This is a genomic window from Helicobacter saguini, from assembly GCF_000762875.2.
GTDB lineage: Bacteria > Campylobacterota > Campylobacteria > Campylobacterales > Helicobacteraceae > Helicobacter_A > Helicobacter_A saguini.
On record NZ_JRMP02000007.1, the window covers coordinates 15,706 to 32,703 of the forward strand.

13 protein-coding genes and 4 pseudogenes are annotated in these 16,998 nt (G+C 38.5%); 1 reads left to right on the forward strand and 16 read right to left on the reverse strand.

Annotation, left to right across the window (positions count from 1 at the left end; translation table 11 throughout):
* Window positions 1-6 precede the first annotated feature (6 nt).
* The 16 genes and pseudogenes from LS64_RS05550 to LS64_RS05615 all read right to left on the reverse strand — a co-directional run bounded on the left by LS64_RS05550 (window position 7) and on the right by LS64_RS05615 (window position 16,215).
* Complete coding sequence (locus LS64_RS05550; RefSeq protein ID WP_118962127.1) at window positions 7-1,500, reverse strand: Ppx/GppA phosphatase family protein; 1,494 nt, start codon at window positions 1,498-1,500, stop codon at window positions 7-9.
* A gap of 31 nt (window positions 1,501-1,531) precedes the next feature.
* Window positions 1,532-3,199, reverse strand: a pseudogene (gene aspS, locus LS64_RS05555) (aspartate--tRNA ligase); the annotation flags it as partial.
* Between the two features lie 66 nt (window positions 3,200-3,265).
* Window positions 3,266-3,457 (reverse strand): annotated as a pseudogene (locus LS64_RS13940) (OB-fold nucleic acid binding domain-containing protein); the annotation flags it as partial.
* Window positions 3,458-3,519: 62 nt separating this feature from the next.
* Window positions 3,520-4,185: a tetratricopeptide repeat protein gene (locus LS64_RS05560; protein ID WP_034573439.1), complete on the reverse strand. Its 666-nt coding sequence runs from the start codon at window positions 4,183-4,185 to the stop codon at window positions 3,520-3,522.
* Window positions 4,186-4,254: 69 nt separating this feature from the next.
* Complete coding sequence (gene htpG / locus LS64_RS05565) at window positions 4,255-6,114, reverse strand: molecular chaperone HtpG (RefSeq protein ID WP_419879990.1); 1,860 nt, start codon at window positions 6,112-6,114, stop codon at window positions 4,255-4,257.
* A 143-nt stretch (window positions 6,115-6,257) separates the two neighbouring features.
* Entirely contained in the window at window positions 6,258-7,400 is a 1,143-nt protein-coding gene (gene tilS / locus LS64_RS05570; RefSeq protein ID WP_034573434.1) for a tRNA lysidine(34) synthetase TilS, read from the reverse strand.
* 8 nt (window positions 7,401-7,408) lie between these two features.
* Window positions 7,409-8,533 (reverse strand): cation diffusion facilitator family transporter, encoded by a 1,125-nt coding sequence (locus LS64_RS05575; protein WP_081948384.1) that lies wholly within the window; start codon window positions 8,531-8,533, stop codon window positions 7,409-7,411.
* An 18-nt stretch (window positions 8,534-8,551) separates the two neighbouring features.
* A complete protein-coding gene (locus LS64_RS05580) occupies window positions 8,552-9,922 on the reverse strand; it encodes an MFS transporter (protein WP_064773736.1) in 1,371 nt (456 codons plus the stop codon).
* A gap of 96 nt (window positions 9,923-10,018) precedes the next feature.
* Window positions 10,019-10,744, reverse strand: coding sequence for an orotate phosphoribosyltransferase (pyrE, locus tag LS64_RS05585; protein WP_034573431.1), 726 nt, complete (start codon window positions 10,742-10,744; stop codon window positions 10,019-10,021).
* 203 nt (window positions 10,745-10,947) lie between these two features.
* Window positions 10,948-11,646, reverse strand: a pseudogene (locus LS64_RS14085) (hypothetical protein); the annotation flags it as partial.
* Window positions 11,647-11,664: 18 nt separating this feature from the next.
* Window positions 11,665-11,922: pseudogene (locus LS64_RS13190) on the reverse strand (NAD-dependent DNA ligase LigA); the annotation flags it as partial.
* Between the two features lie 116 nt (window positions 11,923-12,038).
* Window positions 12,039-12,800 (reverse strand): phosphate ABC transporter ATP-binding protein PstB, encoded by a 762-nt coding sequence (gene pstB, locus LS64_RS05595; protein ID WP_034573427.1) that lies wholly within the window; start codon window positions 12,798-12,800, stop codon window positions 12,039-12,041.
* A 13-nt stretch (window positions 12,801-12,813) separates the two neighbouring features.
* Complete coding sequence (gene pstA / locus LS64_RS05600; protein ID WP_034573424.1) at window positions 12,814-13,656, reverse strand: phosphate ABC transporter permease PstA; 843 nt, start codon at window positions 13,654-13,656, stop codon at window positions 12,814-12,816.
* 208 nt (window positions 13,657-13,864) lie between these two features.
* On the reverse strand, window positions 13,865-14,824 hold the full coding sequence (trxB, locus tag LS64_RS05605; protein ID WP_034573421.1) for a thioredoxin-disulfide reductase: 960 nt from the start codon (window positions 14,822-14,824) through the stop codon (window positions 13,865-13,867).
* A 322-nt stretch (window positions 14,825-15,146) separates the two neighbouring features.
* A complete protein-coding gene (gene trxA / locus LS64_RS05610; RefSeq protein ID WP_034573418.1) occupies window positions 15,147-15,464 on the reverse strand; it encodes a thioredoxin in 318 nt (105 codons plus the stop codon).
* A 118-nt stretch (window positions 15,465-15,582) separates the two neighbouring features.
* The gene (locus LS64_RS05615; protein ID WP_034573415.1) at window positions 15,583-16,215 is read right to left on the reverse strand and encodes an RBBP9/YdeN family alpha/beta hydrolase; all 633 of its coding nucleotides are present in this window, start codon (window positions 16,213-16,215) and stop codon (window positions 15,583-15,585) included.
* Between the two features lie 92 nt (window positions 16,216-16,307).
* Between LS64_RS05615 and LS64_RS05620 the strand changes: the two genes are divergently transcribed.
* A complete protein-coding gene (locus tag LS64_RS05620; protein ID WP_034573413.1) occupies window positions 16,308-16,925 on the forward strand; it encodes a hypothetical protein in 618 nt (205 codons plus the stop codon).
* The last annotated feature ends 73 nt before the right edge of the window (window positions 16,926-16,998 follow it).

Below are 16,998 nucleotides of genomic sequence, written 5' to 3' on the forward strand. Positions count from 1 at the left end.
CAAATCCTACCCCACGCGAATTATTTCAAACTCTAAACTTGGCATTGATTCTAACTTTGGCAGGGTTATATCTTGCAAGATTTGGCTTACAGGAAGTGAACTAGTGATGGCACACAGCACATTTTTACGCAGTTCAAATTTTATAGAATCTTCTTTTGCCACCGCCGCGGACAATGCCAAAATAAAGCTTAAGATTCCCAAAATCTCAAAGTTTGGTAGCAGTTTAGAATCTTCCTCGCTAAATTTCGGTCGCTTTTTTGCCGAATACTCAATGAGTGTCGCAATGGTGTATCGCTGCTTGTGAGAAAGCCCATAATTTAGCGAATGTAGCGCGATATATGCAGAGTGCTTGTGGGCTTGATAAAAGTTGAAATTTGTGCCGATATTATAGAGTTTTCCCGCTATTTCTAGCTCCTCTAAAAAGTGCTTTTTTAGCCCATACCTTTCACGCAAAAGCGAAAACAAAACACGCACACGCTTAATAATATTCTTAGAATCATTCACATTTGTAAGGAAAATATCCTGCAGACTACGCACACTCGGGTTAATGTTGTTTGGAATCTTGCCCTTGTGATTTCGCAGCATATCATTTAAAAACGCGCCCTCCCTTACGCCCACACCGCTAATTATAAGCTTTTTAGCATTTAGCTCCTCAATTATCACTTGCAAAATAAGAAGCCCCGGACGGATAGAATCTAGCCTGCTATCCTCAAAGCCCATCTCACGCAGCTCCTTATTACTCGCCGCGACAATCGCCTCCAAATGCCGCAAAATCCGCTCACTGCTAAGCTCATACCCATGCAAAAAATTAAACATATAATTTTCCAAATCCATCTCATACTTCGCAAACGCGCGGATACTCCCGCCGATACCAAACATCGCTAGATTCTCACTTAGCTTAGAATCTTGGCAAAATTCCTTAATCTCACCGATATTTTCTTTCACATATTTTCGCGCAAATTTATAGGCATCCTTGATTTTATCGTGGTCAAAATAGAGTTCTTTCAAGCGAATGCTACCTAGATTAAGCGAAATCGTGCGTTTTATCTCGCCATTTTCGATACACGCAAGCTCGGTGCTACCGCCACCGATGTCGATTGTCACGCCATTTTTATTATGCAGCAAATTCGCACACGCAAGCGCACCAAAATACGCCTCTTTCTTGCCATCAATGACTTTAATATCAATGCCACACTCCTTACGAGCGCGGCTTACAAACTCGCTGCGATTAGGCGCGTCACGCACCGCAGATGTCGCCACGCAAATAAGTTTCTTGCTTTTAAAAGTCTTGCTAATGTGCTTAAATTCCTTTAACGCATCGATGCCCCTCTGTATCGCTGGTGGTTGCAAATACGAGTTATTCTCATAACTGCCTTCACTAATTCGCACCTTAGATTTTAGCTCGTGGATAAGGTGAAATCCATACCTGCTAGTCTTTTGAAATATCGCCATACGCGCGGAATTTGACCCGATGTCTATGATTGTTGTAACCTTCGCCATACTTCGCCTTTGTGTTAGAATCTAGATTCTATCATTTTTTAGAATCTTTGTTTATAGAATCTATTTTTATGTGTAGTTCTTTTAGTTGGGCGTGGGGTACGGGGCTTGGGGCTTGTGTTAGCAAACAAGTAGCCTTTTGCGTTTTGGGGAATGCGATAACATCGCGGATACTACTAGCCCCGCTAAGAAGCATAATAAGCCTATCAAAGCCGATTGCAAAGCCGCCATGTGGGGGCGCGCCATAGCTTAAAGCCTCTAGCAAAAAGCCAAACTTCTCTTTCGCCTCATCATCGCTAATGCCAAGCAAGCTAAAAATTTTTGCCTGAATATCACTTTTATGAATGCGAATGCTCCCACCGCCTAGCTCTACGCCATTTAGCACGATGTCATAAGCAATAGATTCTATATCCTCAATATCTTTATCCAAGTTTTTAGGCATTGTGAAAGGGTGGTGCAACGCCTTTATGCCTTCATCCGTTCGCTCAAACATAGGGAAATTAACCACCCACAAAAAGCAAAGCAATTCGCTATCAATTAAGCCCATTTGCGTGGCAATCTCAAGTCGCAAACGACCCATATAATCCCACACCACAGCCTTTTTATCCGCACCAAAAAATATTATATCGCCTTTAACCGCACCCACTCGCTCTATTAAAGTCGCAAGATTCTTAGAATCTATAAACTTTACAAGCGGTCCTTTAAGCGCGGCTTCCACATTTTCAGGCGAAAAATCTTCTTTTACTTGAATATACGCCAAGCCTTTCGCGCCAAAATTTCGCACAAATTTTTCTAGTTCGCCTAACGTTTTTCGCGTAAAAAAGTTATCCCCGCCCTTAACGCATAACGCCTTAAAACGATTATTCTTAGAATCTAAGGCGATATTTTTAAAAATATCATTGCTAGATTCTATAAACAAATCAGCGACTTCCACAAGCGGCATATCAAAACGCAAGTCAGGCTTATCACTGCCATATTTTTCCATCGCTTCATTATAGCTAATGTGTGGGAATTTAGATTCTAACGCCCTTAAGTTTTGCTCGTGCGTGTCGGCACGTTGGGCTTTCATAGAATCTAGATTGCACTTGAAAATCTCTTTAATTAGCCCTTCAGCAATTTCCATAACATCACTCTCATTGCAAAAGCTCATCTCCACATCAATCTGGCTAAATTCTGGCTGCCTATCAGCGCGTAAATCCTCGTCCCTAAAGCACTTTGCGATTTGATAATACCGCTCAAAACCACTCATCATTAAAATTTGTTTGAATAACTGCGGACTTTGCGGCAGCGCGTAAAACTCGCCCTCATGCACGCGGCTAGGCACAAGATAATCGCGCGCTCCCTCTGGCGTGGCTTTGGTTAAAATGGGCGTTTCAACCTCTAAAAAGCCCTTAGATTCTAAAAATCGCCTTGCGATACTTGCGACATTGCTGCGGATTTTGAAAATCTCTAAATTTTTTGGGTCGCGTAAGTCAAGGTAGCGATATTTTAGCCGTAGCTCCTCATTTACGCTTGAATCACCGATTATGATGGGCGGGGTTAGCGACTTGTTTTCGATGGTTAGTGAATCTAAAATCACTTCGATTTTGCCTGTTTTTAGGCGTGGGTTTGCTAGTCCTTCTCCGCGAAGTCGCACTCTGCCTTTTGCAAGCAGGACAAATTCGTCTCGCACAAGGCTAGCGACTTTGTGGGCTTCTTTGGCTTTGTTAGGGTCGATGGTTGTGGTTTTGTTGGCGTTTTTATTGCCTTTTTTATCGCCGTTTGTGGCGTTTTCGTTCTCGCCTTTTGCGTTATTTGTGCCGATATTTGGGTCAGCTACAAGCTGAATTATGCCACTTTTGTCACGCAAATCAATAAAAATAATCCCCCCATGGTCGCGATAGCTATTAACCCAGCCACATAGCCGCACTTCACGCCCAACATCACCTACATCCAAATCAGTATTAAAACAACTGCGCATTTAAATCCTTTAGAATCTAGTTACATAAAAAAGCAAGATTCTATCATTTTTATATCAAAAATTTATTTGCAATACTCTTTTATACCTAAATCACAGGTTTTCTTGCGTAGTTTTAGCACTTCATCCCTATTTGTTGCGTTGATTATTAAGAAAATACACGCATTTGCTAGATTCATATCACAGGCTTTATGTGCGTATTCCAACGCCTTATCAATATCACGCGTTAATGGGAAATGTCCGCCAAAATACATAAGCGATAACACTTGACAATCAAGGGCGTAATTTTGCTCGCATTTATCACTTGAAAACGCATAGGTTTTATTAAACGCATCGTTACTCTCTTGCGTATTTTTGTTATTAAAATGATAAATTGCAAGCTGCATACAGCTTTTAGAATCTTGTGCGTTGCAGCCTTTTTCAAGCATATCCATAGCCTTTTTTATATCCGCACGCGAGCCATATCCATAGAAATAATCATGATATATTTCAGCCAAAATAGAGCAATCAACCCCCTTAGAATCTTCGCAAATCTTTTGCGCGGCATTTTTCCATTCATCAACTTTCCAAATGCCTTCTTTAAGGTTTGCCAGATTATTGTAGGTAGCTACTCTATCTTTGTCAAGGGCTTCAGGTGGTGGCGTTTCCACCTGTGGCTGTGGCGTCTTAGCACAAGAAATAAAAAAAATACTTAAGAATATCGTAAAAATAAACAAATTTGTTTTTAACATGTCCTATCCTTTATGCGAATATTCTAACATAAAAAAAACAAGTTTAGAATTTATATGAAATCCTAGATTCTACAAACTAGATTCTAGGATTTCATTTACGCTTTCAATGTAGCTTTTAGAATCTTTTAGGCTAACGCCCTCTAAAATTTTTGCGCCATTAAATAGCACTAGGGCGTATTTGTTTCGCTTAGTAGAATCTAGGGCGTTGATTTTAGCAATTAAGGGGCTACTGATATTTATTTCCACGTTTTTCTTTGGCTCTGGCATTTCTTGCCCCATTTGTCGCATAATTTGCTCCATGTAGCTATTTCCTGGCATTTGCTCACTTAAGGCAATGGGCGAACTAATTCCATTTATCAAACTAACTTCGCCAACGCCATCTAAGCCCTTAAAAGATTCCAAAATCGGCTCAAATTCTTTCTTAGAATCTTCGCTAATTTCGCTTTTAACCTTATTACCCGCTTCAGCGGAGCTAATATCAAGTAGCTTCACACCGCTATACTCACCGATTTGTGGCACTACAAAGTTATCCACTTCATCGCTAAATAGTAGCACATCATAGTCTTTAAACTTTTCCAAAATAGGATTATTTTTGATAGAATCTAAGTCCTTGCCGATAAGATAAAACACGCTATCTTGCCCTGAAACCATCGCTTCTTTATACTCTTTTAGGCTAATATTTTCACCCTTTTTATACGAATACGCACGCACTAAATCAAGCAGCTTGTCCTTATTTTCACCAAAGCCATATAAGCCCTCTTTTAACACCTTGCCAAATTTAGCCCAAAAATCAGCGTAAAGTTTAGAATCTTTAGCCATAGATTCTAACATTGCTAGAATCTTTTTGACTGACGCAGCCTTAATTTGCTCTAAGATTCTATTCTCTTGCAAGATTTCACGGCTCACATTTAAGGGCAAATCATCGCTATCAATCACGCCATAAATAAATCGCAAATACGGCGGTAAAAGCTCCTTGTCATCATCGGTTATAAACACGCGTTTGACATAAAGTTTGACATGGCTTTGATAATCCACTCTATTCATATCAAGCGGCGGCGTGGCAGGGATGTAAAATAGGCTTTTGTAGCTAAGGCTGCCCTCAGCTAAGGTGTGAATGTATTTTAGCGGCTTTTCCCTATCATAGCTCAAAGTCTTGTAAAACTCGTCATAGTCGGCTTCTTTCAATTCATTTTTAGGGATAACCCACAGGGCTTTTGCGGCATTTACTTGCTCCTCTTTTTGAATCTTTTGGGGCTTTTCTTTAGATTCTGTGTCTTTAGAATCTTGCGCGACCTCCTCCTCATAATGCACAAAAATAGGGTATTGAATGTAGCTTGAATATTTCTTAATAATATCCTCAATGCTCCAGCGATTTGCAAACTCTTGCCCGCTTTCATTCAAAAATAGCGTGATTTCAGTGCCTTGAGTATCCTTGCTAGATTCTATAATCTCGTATTCACCCCCACCATCGCTTATCCACGTATAAGCCTTGTTATCCAAAGCTTTACGCGTATTTACCACGACCTTACTTGCGACCATAAAGCAGCTATAAAAGCCCACGCCAAACTGCCCTATAAGGTTAGAATCCTTTTTTTTATCGCCACTTAAAGATTCTAAAAAGCTTTTTGTCCCACTTTTTGCAATCGTGCCTAAGTGATTTTTTAAATCGCTCTCATCCATTCCTATGCCGTTATCGCTGATAGTTAGCGTTTTTTTATCGCTATCAAAGCTAATGTCAATGCGTGGTTTAAAATCCATACTTTTGTATTTATCATCACTCAAAGTAAGGTGATTTAGCTTATCTAGGGCGTCACTAGCATTTGAAATAAGCTCACGCAGGAAAATTTCTTTATTAGAATACAGCGAATGTATCATCAAGTCAAGCAGTTGTTTAATCTCAGTTTGAAACGCAATCTTAGCCATTTTCAGCTCCTTAAGTTAAATTTTCTTAGCAATTATAACACAACATTGATAAATATTCAGTAACTTTAGTGAAAATTTTCAATAATCTTTAGTCGAATACACTAAATTATCATAAGCCCCTTTGTATTAGATTCTATATTTTGCTGGTTTTATAAAAACGTTATTTCACTATAGTACATTATTTCCCTAATTTTTGGCGGAATCTTTTGCTTTCTATAAATTTCCCTAAACTTTTTTGGTATTCTAGATTCTATAACTTTTTTAGAATCTTTATTGCATAATTTAAAACCCACGAATAAAAATTGCTCATTTATCGCAATAATAATTTTTTCACCCATAACACACTCTTTATAAGGCTCTCGCCCAAAGTCCAAATTAAAAAAAAGCTCATCAATTTCATTCTTTTGCTTGCTACTTAGCACATAGCCAAGCCTTTTGCTAAGTTTATCAATAATATAGATTCTATGCAGGGCAGATTTAAAGTTACTATTTTTGCAATAAAATAGATTAAAATCTACACAAATCATAACTTTTGGATACAAAATCTCCTTTTCTTTTTGCAAATATTCAAAGCTTTTTTTGATATTTTTATAGAATCTAGATTCTATATTTTTTGTAATTTTCGCTCGAACATAGTTTCTAAAAAACTTCGTATTTTCATTACTTTTATCTATAAAATATTCTATATTATTGATTTTATTATATTCTAAAATTTCACTTTTACTAACATTTATAAGCGGACGAATAATTTTAAATTCCTTGCCTCCATAGAATCTAGATTCCACACTTTCAAAGCCAAGTAGCGAATTTATCCCACTCCCACTCAAAAAACGCATAAAAAACCACTCGATTTTATCATCTAGCTGATGAGCGGTAATTAGATTTTTATAATTTTTAGAATCTAGTAAATTAAAAAAAAAGTTATAGCGTATTTGTCGGGCTTTAAGCTCGAAATTACTAGCGAAATTGTCTATAGATTCTATAGAATCTTGCGTATTTTTTGCATTAGATTCTATAGAATCTTTAGAATTTTTATTTTCATTAAAACTTATAAAATCTAGAATATTAGATTCTAAAACATAACATTTTTTATTATATTTTCTAGCTAAACTTCTAGTATTTCTAACTTCATCTTTGCTTTGCTTTCGAACATTATAATTTACAATCGCAATGTCAAAATCAATATTAAGATTTAATAAAATAAAAAATAACGCGCTACTATCGCACCCATGCGAAAATGCTAGTAAATTCTTAGAATCTTTTAGAATCTTTAAAACTTCAATCTCTAGCATTAAAACTCTCACAACCACTTAGGATTCGCAGTTAAACTCACACTTAGCCAGATTTTATAGCTTGGCATATTTAGATTCTGCATTATATAATCGCGTATAGAATCTATTTGCCCTACGCTAATTTGCGAGCTGCCAAGTGTCAAAATATTTACTTCAATCATAAAAAATCGCCCATTTTTAGCCACGTGCGTATCGTAGTTTTTAAAGCCGTATTTACTGCTTAAAGATTCCATAATTTCGGTTATTTTATTATCGAGTTCTGGCGGGGCGACCATCATCAAATCTTTCAGGTTCGAAATAAAAATCTTAAGCGGCGTAATGCTAATAAATAGCGACAAAATCACAAGCAGCCCGCAGTCAATATACCGACTAAACGCCCACTCCTGCGTCCTGTCAAACAAAAACACAAACCCAAACGCCACAATACTCCCAAAATACAGCACGCAATCAATCCGCCACTCCGTCATATCCGTGCGAATTAGCTCGCTATCAAGGCTGCGGCTAAAGTGCTGCGTATAGCGGAAAATAGCGTAGCACAGGGCAAACGCACACATCGTATAAGCCACCGCGCCACCCAAATCAAGCCGATACCCCCCATGCACCAAGTCACGCAAGCCGCCGATAAAGGCATAGCCGCACACGATTAGCAAAATAAGGCTTTTAAACAGATTTACCATCGGCTCAAACCGCACATAGCCATACTGAAAAACATCGTCATCCTCGCGGTAAATATATCGCGATGTAACCACGCTAAGCGCGCCAAGCCCCACACTCACAAGGCTAACGATACCATCAAAAAGTAACGCACTACTTTTTGTTATCACGCCAAAAGTCACGCCCAAAATCGCAAGAAGCAGTGCGCAATACATCGAAACTTTTAGGACAAACTGCTCTTTTTTGTTGTCAATTTGGGTTTTAGATTCTGTGTTTTGTTTAGTATCTTTAGAATCTAGATTCTGTGAAATGTTAGAATCTGTTTTAGAATCTTGTCTTTTTTGTATGGAAATTTGTGGGTTAGATTCTATGTTTTCTTGTGTTTTATTAGAATCTATATTGTATAAACTCTGTTCTTTATTATCACGGATTTTCTTACCATAATTTTCTTTTGCATCTTTTATTTGCTTAAAAATCATCTTTTGCCTTTATAGAATCTAAATGCCGCGTTTAGACATAGCATAGCACACATATAGGCTCAAGATTCCCAAAAATAGCATATAAAGGCTTAAGCCATGCGTCAATAAAAAGCTAGATTCTATCGCAGAAGAAGCGCCGCTAGGAACTGCACCAGAACCAGAAGCCAAACTAGAGCTAGAAGCAGACAAGCTTTTTGCGGCGGAGTGCAGCACAAAGGCAAGTGGGGGCGTGATATATCCAGCGATGGCATAAGCGATATTGTAGCTAAATGAGACGCCTGAAAAGCGGATTCTATCATTAAACAGCATATTCATAAAAATCGGGCAGAAATTCATAATGCCGCCAAAAAAGCAGGTTAAAAAATAAAAAACAAGTAGCCAAGTTAGGTCGTGTGAAGGCACAAAATACAATTCGCGGAAAAATAAAAAGCTACAAATCATAAACAAAAGCGTAAAAATCACGCACACTTTATACGCACTGAACTTGTCGCTAAGAACGCCTGTTAGCGCGCACGCAAAAGAAATAAGCGAAATGCCTACGATTTGAATATAAGTCATATTCACCTTAGAAATGCCCATCACATCGCCGATAAATTTGGTCGGCATAAGCAAAATAAATACCAAAATGCAGCCGGTTAGAACAAATGTGATTAACATTGATAAAATCACGCTAGAACGGGCGTTTTTAAGCACTTCTTTAAGCGGGAAATTTTCAATTTGCTTTTCTTCGCTCATGCGTTTAAACACAGGCGTTTCATGCAAGAATTTTCGCAAATAAATCGAAATAATCCCAAAAACCCCGCCAAGTGCGAACGGCAGCCGCCACGCCCACTCTTTTATCACTTCGGGCGGAAAGTAAAGATTTAGGCACAACGCCACTATACTACCGCAAAAAATCCCACCGACAACGGACGCGGTAAGAAAGCCGATATAAGTATTGCGATGTTTAGAATCTGCATGCTCATACACAAACACCCACGCACCAGGTAGCTCGCCACCGATAGCGATACCCTGACACACACGCACAAGTAGCAGGAAAATCGGCGCTGCATAGCCTATGCTCTCAAAAGTCGGGATAAACGCAAGGGCAAAAGTAGGGATAACCATAAGCAAAATGGATAGCATAAACATATTTTTGCGACCAAATTTATCGCCAAAATGCGCCATGATAATGCCGCCTAAGGGGCGCGCAAGATAGCTAGCCGCAAATGTGCCATAGGTGTTTAAAGTAGCCCAAAATGGACTTAAATGCGGGGGGAAAAACAGGCTAGAAATCACATCGACTAAGAAAAATACGATGATAAAATCGTAAAACTCCAACGTCCCGCCAAGTGAAGATAGCCCTATGATTTTTAAGTCTTGCTTTGTTAGTTTTTGCTTTTGTGACATTTAAAATCCTTAAGTTTATGGAATCTTTAAAAAAGGAAAGTGTAGCATTTAAATGTTTATTTTGCGTGGGTATTTAGATTCTATGCAAGTTTGTGCTTAATTATTTCTACTACCGGGTTTATATGCCTTGCCATATTTAGAATCTTTGCAAAGCGGACAAGATTCAGGTAAAAAAATCTCAAAATTAAAATCCGCCAAGGCAAAAAGTGGCAATCCTTGCGTTAGTTTGCACTCACTCTTACTTTCATCCATATTATAAGAAATGTGATTTTCGCCCTTAGATTCTATCTTAGAATCCAAAATATTCTTAGATTCCAAAGTATTTTTAGAATCTAAATTCGTAGAATCCATAATCACGCGGCGACAAAACCCACGATTAGCAAGCCCAGCAAAGCCCACCACCACGCCACCTGCCGCACGCACGCAAGAGGCAGATTCCATCGCACTCCCTCCTGTTGTGATAATATCCTCGCAAATTAGCACATTTTCATTTTTAGCGATTTCAAAGCCTCGTCTAAGCGTCATTTCGCCATTCACGCGCTCTGTAAAAATAAATCGCACATTTAAAGCGCGCGCCAGCTCATAACCAGCCAAAATGCCACCCAATGCAGGTGAGCAAACGCAATCAATCTTAAGCCCTTTTAGGCTTTCATAAGCCTTGATTTGTCTGGCTAGTTCAAGTGCTAAAAGCTCGGCTGTGCGTGGATTTTCAAGCACTTTTGCTGATTGCAAGTAAAAGCCTGTGTGATTGCCACTACTTAGCAAAAAATGCCCTTGCAAAAGCGCGTTATTTTCACGATAAATGCGTTCAATATCTAGCATATTTTTCCTTTTTGTGAGATTAGAAACTAGTTTCTACGAATGTGGAATTATAACAAGACTTTTGTGTGTTTATGTTTAGCTATATTGGTGGGAAAAGGTGACTAGTCTACTAACTGCAAAATATCACCGCTCTCACTTAAAATCATTAGAATCTAGATTCTATCCCTTGCCATTTTTTTAAGAGATTCTAAATCACTGCAAAAGCCGATACCCCACGGGATAAAATCTAGCTTTCGCTCTTTGACAAGGTTGCAATCAAGCTGACGCATACTCCCACTTGCCGCATTTCTAGGATTAGCAAAAAGCGGCTCACCACGCTCACCACGCTCCTTATTTAACATCTCAAAGATTTCTTTACGCATCACAACTTCGCCGCGGATTTCAATCTCGCCCTTAAAAGGAATGCGCTGCGGGATAGATTCTATCATCCGCGCATTTTGCGTCACAAGCTCGCCTACCTCGCCATCACCGCGCGTAGTCGCACTCACCAGCTCGCCATTTTTGTAATACAAATTAAGGCTCATCCCATCGTATTTTGGGCTAATACAAAAACGCAAATTGTTGATATTTATGGAATCTTGGGCGATATTTTGACTTTTATCGCTAGAAAATAGGCTAGATTCTGTATTTTTAGAATCTTTGTTAAAAAATAAATTAGATTCTATATTTTTCTTAGAATCTTGAATCTTAGATTCTATATTTTCGTTGTTTTTATTGAATCTAGATTCTATAGAATCTAATTTGTGCGTAGCAATTCTAGTATCATGCGTAAGATTCGCGGGTTGCGTAGATTTGAGCAAGGAGATAGAACTTTTAGGTTCATCGACGCCGCGAAAATCAAGCTCCCGCGAAGATTGCGCATGAGACGAATTGCGATTTAACGCATTTTGCAACTTAGTCATCCACTCTTTTAAATCGTTTTCATCAAACACATCCTCCAAACTCCACATCCGCTTTTTATGCGCATTTTTGCTAAAATCTTTTAGCACTTCACCGCCCACTTTACGCGTTGGCGAGTTAGATTCTATATCGTTTGGATGTGCCGTCTCGTAAGCTTCCACCTGCTTATAAAGTGCGTCATACTCGCTATCACTAGCAATAGGATTGTCCAACTCATAATAATGCTTCGCCCATAAATTCAACTTTTCTACCGCATTTTTATATTCTTGTAACGTCATCTCCACTACCTTTTAGATTCTATAACGCATAAGTTTTTACTAAAAAAGCTAATTATACTAATATTAAATCTAAAAAGTTTACAAAATACAATTTTTTATGTTGCAAACACAAAACATCAACCAAATTTACCTTGCACGTAGTCGCGGGTGCGTTCATCTTTTGCCTTGCCAAAGATTTTTTTAGTATCATCATATTCTATTACTTCGCCAAGCAAGAAAAATGCGGTTTTATCGCTAATTCTAAGGGCTTGTTGCATATTGTGCGTTACGATTATGATTGTATATTCTTTTTTGAGTTTATCGACTAGCTCTTCGATTTTCAGTGTAGAAATAGGGTCTAGGGCAGAAGTTGGCTCATCCATTAAGATTACATCAGGGCTTACGGCAATAGTTCTAGCGATACAAAGCCTTTGCTGCTGCCCGCCACTAAGGCTTAAAGCCGATTGCTTTAATCTATCCTTTAAATCTTTCCATAGCCCTACATCTTTAAGGCTCTCTTCTACCAAATTATCTAGCAAATCCTTTTGCTTAATGCCATGCGTTTTAGGACCAAAGACAAGATTATCATAAATGCTCATAGGAAAAGGGTTTGGCTTTTGAAACACCATACCGACTTTCTTTCGCAGCAAATTCACATCGCACTTTTTGCTATAAATATTATTGCCATCATATAGAATCTTCCCTACGATGCGACATCCATCCACTAAATCATTCATACGATTTAGGCTTTTTATAAATGTGCTTTTCCCACATCCACTAGGACCGATAAATGCGGTAACTTCGCCCTTGTCAATATCCATATTGATATTTTTGAGTGCATGAAAATCGCCATAATACAAATTCATATCTTTTATACTAAAACTAAGTTTTTTATCCATTGTCTTTCCTTTTTTATGCTTTTGTTAGCCGTCTAGCTATAAAATTCGCGCAAATATTTATGATTAGCACGATTACGATTAGCACCATAGCCGTGCTATAGGCTTCATTTATGTGCAAGCCTTCGCTTGAAATAGTATACATATGCACACTTAATGTCGCGCCAGAATCAAATAGCCCGGCAACTTGCGGCACAGCCCCTGATGTATAAAGCAGTGCGGCTGATTCGCCAACGATTTTACCGATAGATAGAATCACACCTGCTAAGATTCCCGGAAGTGCGGCAGGGACGATAATAGAAAATATTGTGCGAAGTTTGCCAGCGCCCAAGGCAAAACTAGCTTCCCTAAAGCTCATAGGCACGGCTTTCAAGGCTTCCTGTCCGCTACGCAACACTAAAGGCAAAATCATAATAGATAGCGTCAAAGCCCCAGCCAAAAAGCTATTCCCCATTTTAAAATAAATCACAAATGCCAAGTAGCCAAAAAGCCCATACACAATGCTAGGGATACCTACAAGCGTTTCCGCCGCGACACTTATTACTCCTACGATTTTATTTGTGCTTTTGCTATACTCATTCAAAAAAATCGCACCAAAGATTCCAAGTGGCACGGCAATAGCAAGGGAGAAAATGACCATATTTATCGTGTTAATAATCGCAGGCATCATGGAGACATTTTCGCTATTATATTCCCACTCAAAAAGCCCAAGATTAAGGTATCCCACGCCCTTAATACAGATAAATCCTATCACAATGACAAAAATCGCTAATGTGCTAAAAATGCTAAATCTAAGCAGCAAGTAAAGCGTGAGTGAAACGCCATCTAGCCGCATCAAATCATCAAATTTTTCTCTCATAACTCTAGCCTTTTAGATTCCATAATTTCGAAAAGGTAGTATAAAAACCTTGTGTAAAATCACAATATTTGAAATGTAAAATGTGTGTAAAATAAAACTTAGTCTAGTCAATAGAATAAGAATTTTATATGCCTTTGGTAAGTTTATGTTTTGCGGAATTTAGATCTAAAAATCTAATAAAATATTATTGTTTGTATAAATTTAGAATCTAGTTTTTATGTTTATGCAGGGCTTCGACATAATTGATGGCTTGCAAGGCGGCTGTTGTGCCATCACCTGCGGCACATATCACTTGCTTTTGTGCATCAATTCTTAAATCACCAGCTGCAAAAAGCCCAGGCACACTTGTGTGCATTTTCAAATCCACGACAACATTCCCCCACTTATCCACATCACAAAGGAAACTGCCATCCTTTTGCTTTAGCACGGCGTTATTGACCTCATAGCCGACAAACTCAAAAATTACAGGCACATTTAGAATCTTTTCAGCCCCGCTTTCCACATTTTTCAAACGCAGCGCATTCACACCCGCGTTATCCCCGCAAATCTCTTCTACCACAAAGGGCGTTAGAAACTCGATTTTTTCATTACTTCGCGCGTGCTCCAAAGTGATAGGCGCGGCGCGAAACTCACTTCGGCGATGTATCAAATACACTTTTGAAGCAAATTTGGTTAGATAAATCGCCTCCTCTACCGCGCTATCGCCGCCACCCAAGACCGCGACCTCCTTTTTCTTATAAAAAAAGGCATCGCAAGTCGCACAAGTGCTTACACCCCTGCCCCAAAACTCGCTCTCGCCCTTAATACCACTGCGGCGCGGACGCCCACCCGTGCAGACAATCACGGATAAAGCCTCCGCTGTCATCTCGCCATTTCCCTCGTCATAGAAAATCTTAAAATGCTCGCCACTTTTTTCCACACGCGAGACCTCCGCCATCTTGTGCTTAAGCCCAAAGCGAAAGCACTGCTCTTGCCAAGGCGTCATAAAATCAATGCCTGATTGCACCGCGGCGACACCGGGGTAGTTTTCAATTTCGCTACTGCCTGTGATTTGCCCACCGGGCGCACCTCGCTCAAACAATACAACATCTTTCAACCCGCCACGTGTGGCGTAAAGCCCAGCGGAAAGCCCAGCAGGACCGCCACCTATAATTGCTAAATCTATCATGTTAAACTCTTTTCTTTAAATACTAAATATTCTAACTTTTGGAATCTTAAGATTCTAAAATCTATAATCTAAAGGCATATTTTATTCTAAAAAATAGAATATTGTTTTGAAACCTTAACTTTTTACGATAGTTATAGAATCTAGATTCTATAAATTTCGCTTTGCGAACGCCTATTGCCCACCCACCGCCCTTTTTGATGAGTGGATAGAATCTAGATTCTAAACCATCGCTTTTTTAGTAGGGTGGTGGGTGAGCGATAGGATTCTAAAAATATTTAAAACCTAAAAACCACACACTTTATAGAATCTAGATTCTAAAATCCTATAAAAACGCATTCAACTTTTCAACCAAAACAGCCTTTGTAGTCGCGCCAATAAGCGTATCCTTAATCTCGCCATTTTTCATTATCAAAATCGTAGGGATACTGCGAATGCCATAACGCGCACTAAGCTCCTCTTGCTCGTCAGTATTGACCTTGCAAATGTTCGCCTTGCCCGCATACTCGCCAGCTAGCTCATCAATCACAGGGGCAATCATGCGACACGGACCACACCACGGCGCCCAAAAATCCACAAGCGACACGCCTTCTTTTACCACAGCATCGAAATTCTCATTAGTTAGCTCAATATAACCAGCCATATTTTTCTCCTTGAATTAAACATATACAAATTATAACTATAAATTTGTTAATTTTACAAAATAAAGTTATGAATAAATTTTATTATATAAAAATTAATTTTGTTTAAATATAAATTTTTTAATACAAATTACTAAAAAATCTTTTAAGCTGCTCTAAAACTAAAGGAAATTTTGTATATCCCTCACTTTGCATAAAATGCCCACCGCTGCGTGTTTGGATAAAGTCACTATCAAGATTACCCGCTAACTCATAGCTAAATTTTGTCGGCACGATGCTATCATCACGCGCGCTAATCACAAGCTTTTTACTACAAATATCGCGCAAACGCGTAAAATCAAAGCCAAAATCAATAAAATTATTTAGCATTTCTAAACCCTTAACGCGTGAGCAAAAGCCGCTAACTAAGATATATCCACCGATTTTAGATTCTATAACTTTATTAGATTCTAAGTTATGATTTTTAGAATCTAGATTCTGCAAAGATTGCAAAAAATGCAACGTGCTAATAGTCCCCAAAGAATGCCCGACAAAATACGTATTAATATCCACGCCACCGATATTTAAAACCTGTGAAATCATAGAATCTAGCCACTCCTGCGGCTTAGGCTGCGTAGGATTTGGCAAGGGCAAAATATGGCTTTCCACGCCCATTTTCCCTAGCTCATTTTTAAGCCAAGGAAACCAATTTTTATCCACACCAGAATCGTATCCATGAATGATATACACGCGATTTTTGCTGTCTAAAGCCATGTTAAACCTTTGAAAATAATAATAAAAATAGCAAAATTATATCTTTTTTCAAATATTTTTTGTAGCATTCTTAAAAAATATAAAGGGACAAAATGTTACCAATCGTAATAATGCCACAAATTTTAGAGCCATTTGCCAGCAAAAAATACAAAAAAAGTGGTGGAAATATCACAAAATTTAGTCCGCAAAATGTAGATTCTAAAAATATTTTGTGCTTTATAGGTGGCTTTGTGGATAGCCATTATTTGCTTATGTATAGGGCGTTTAGGCTGTCTTTGGAGCGTGAGTTTTGCATAAATAATGTGCGTGATTTTAATAGTATGTATATCACTTTTAATTGTTATGATTTTTTGCGTGATTTTATGCCGCGTGCGTTATCAAATGGCTTTAGATTCTATATTTTGGCACATAGTTGGGGGGCGAAAAATATTATTAGGTTATGTTTAAAGTATGATTTTAGCGTGGAATTTCTGCTTAGCCTTGATTGCGTTGGGCATTTTAAAATCACGCACCGACCGCAAAATATTAAGCTTTGGGAAAATATTTATATTAGCGATTTTAGCCTAGAATATTCACGTGCTAATCTAGCCGCGCTAATAGGACACGGACAGCAATTTATAAAATACGCAGATTTTAACATCGGCTTAACCCCCCCACATCACCACGCAAGTTTGCAAGAGATGATAAATCAGTCAAGGTATTTTAATTAACCACTAACATGTTAAAATTAATAAAACTTTATGATTCTATTTTATATTTCAAAATTACATTTTAAAGGCACAA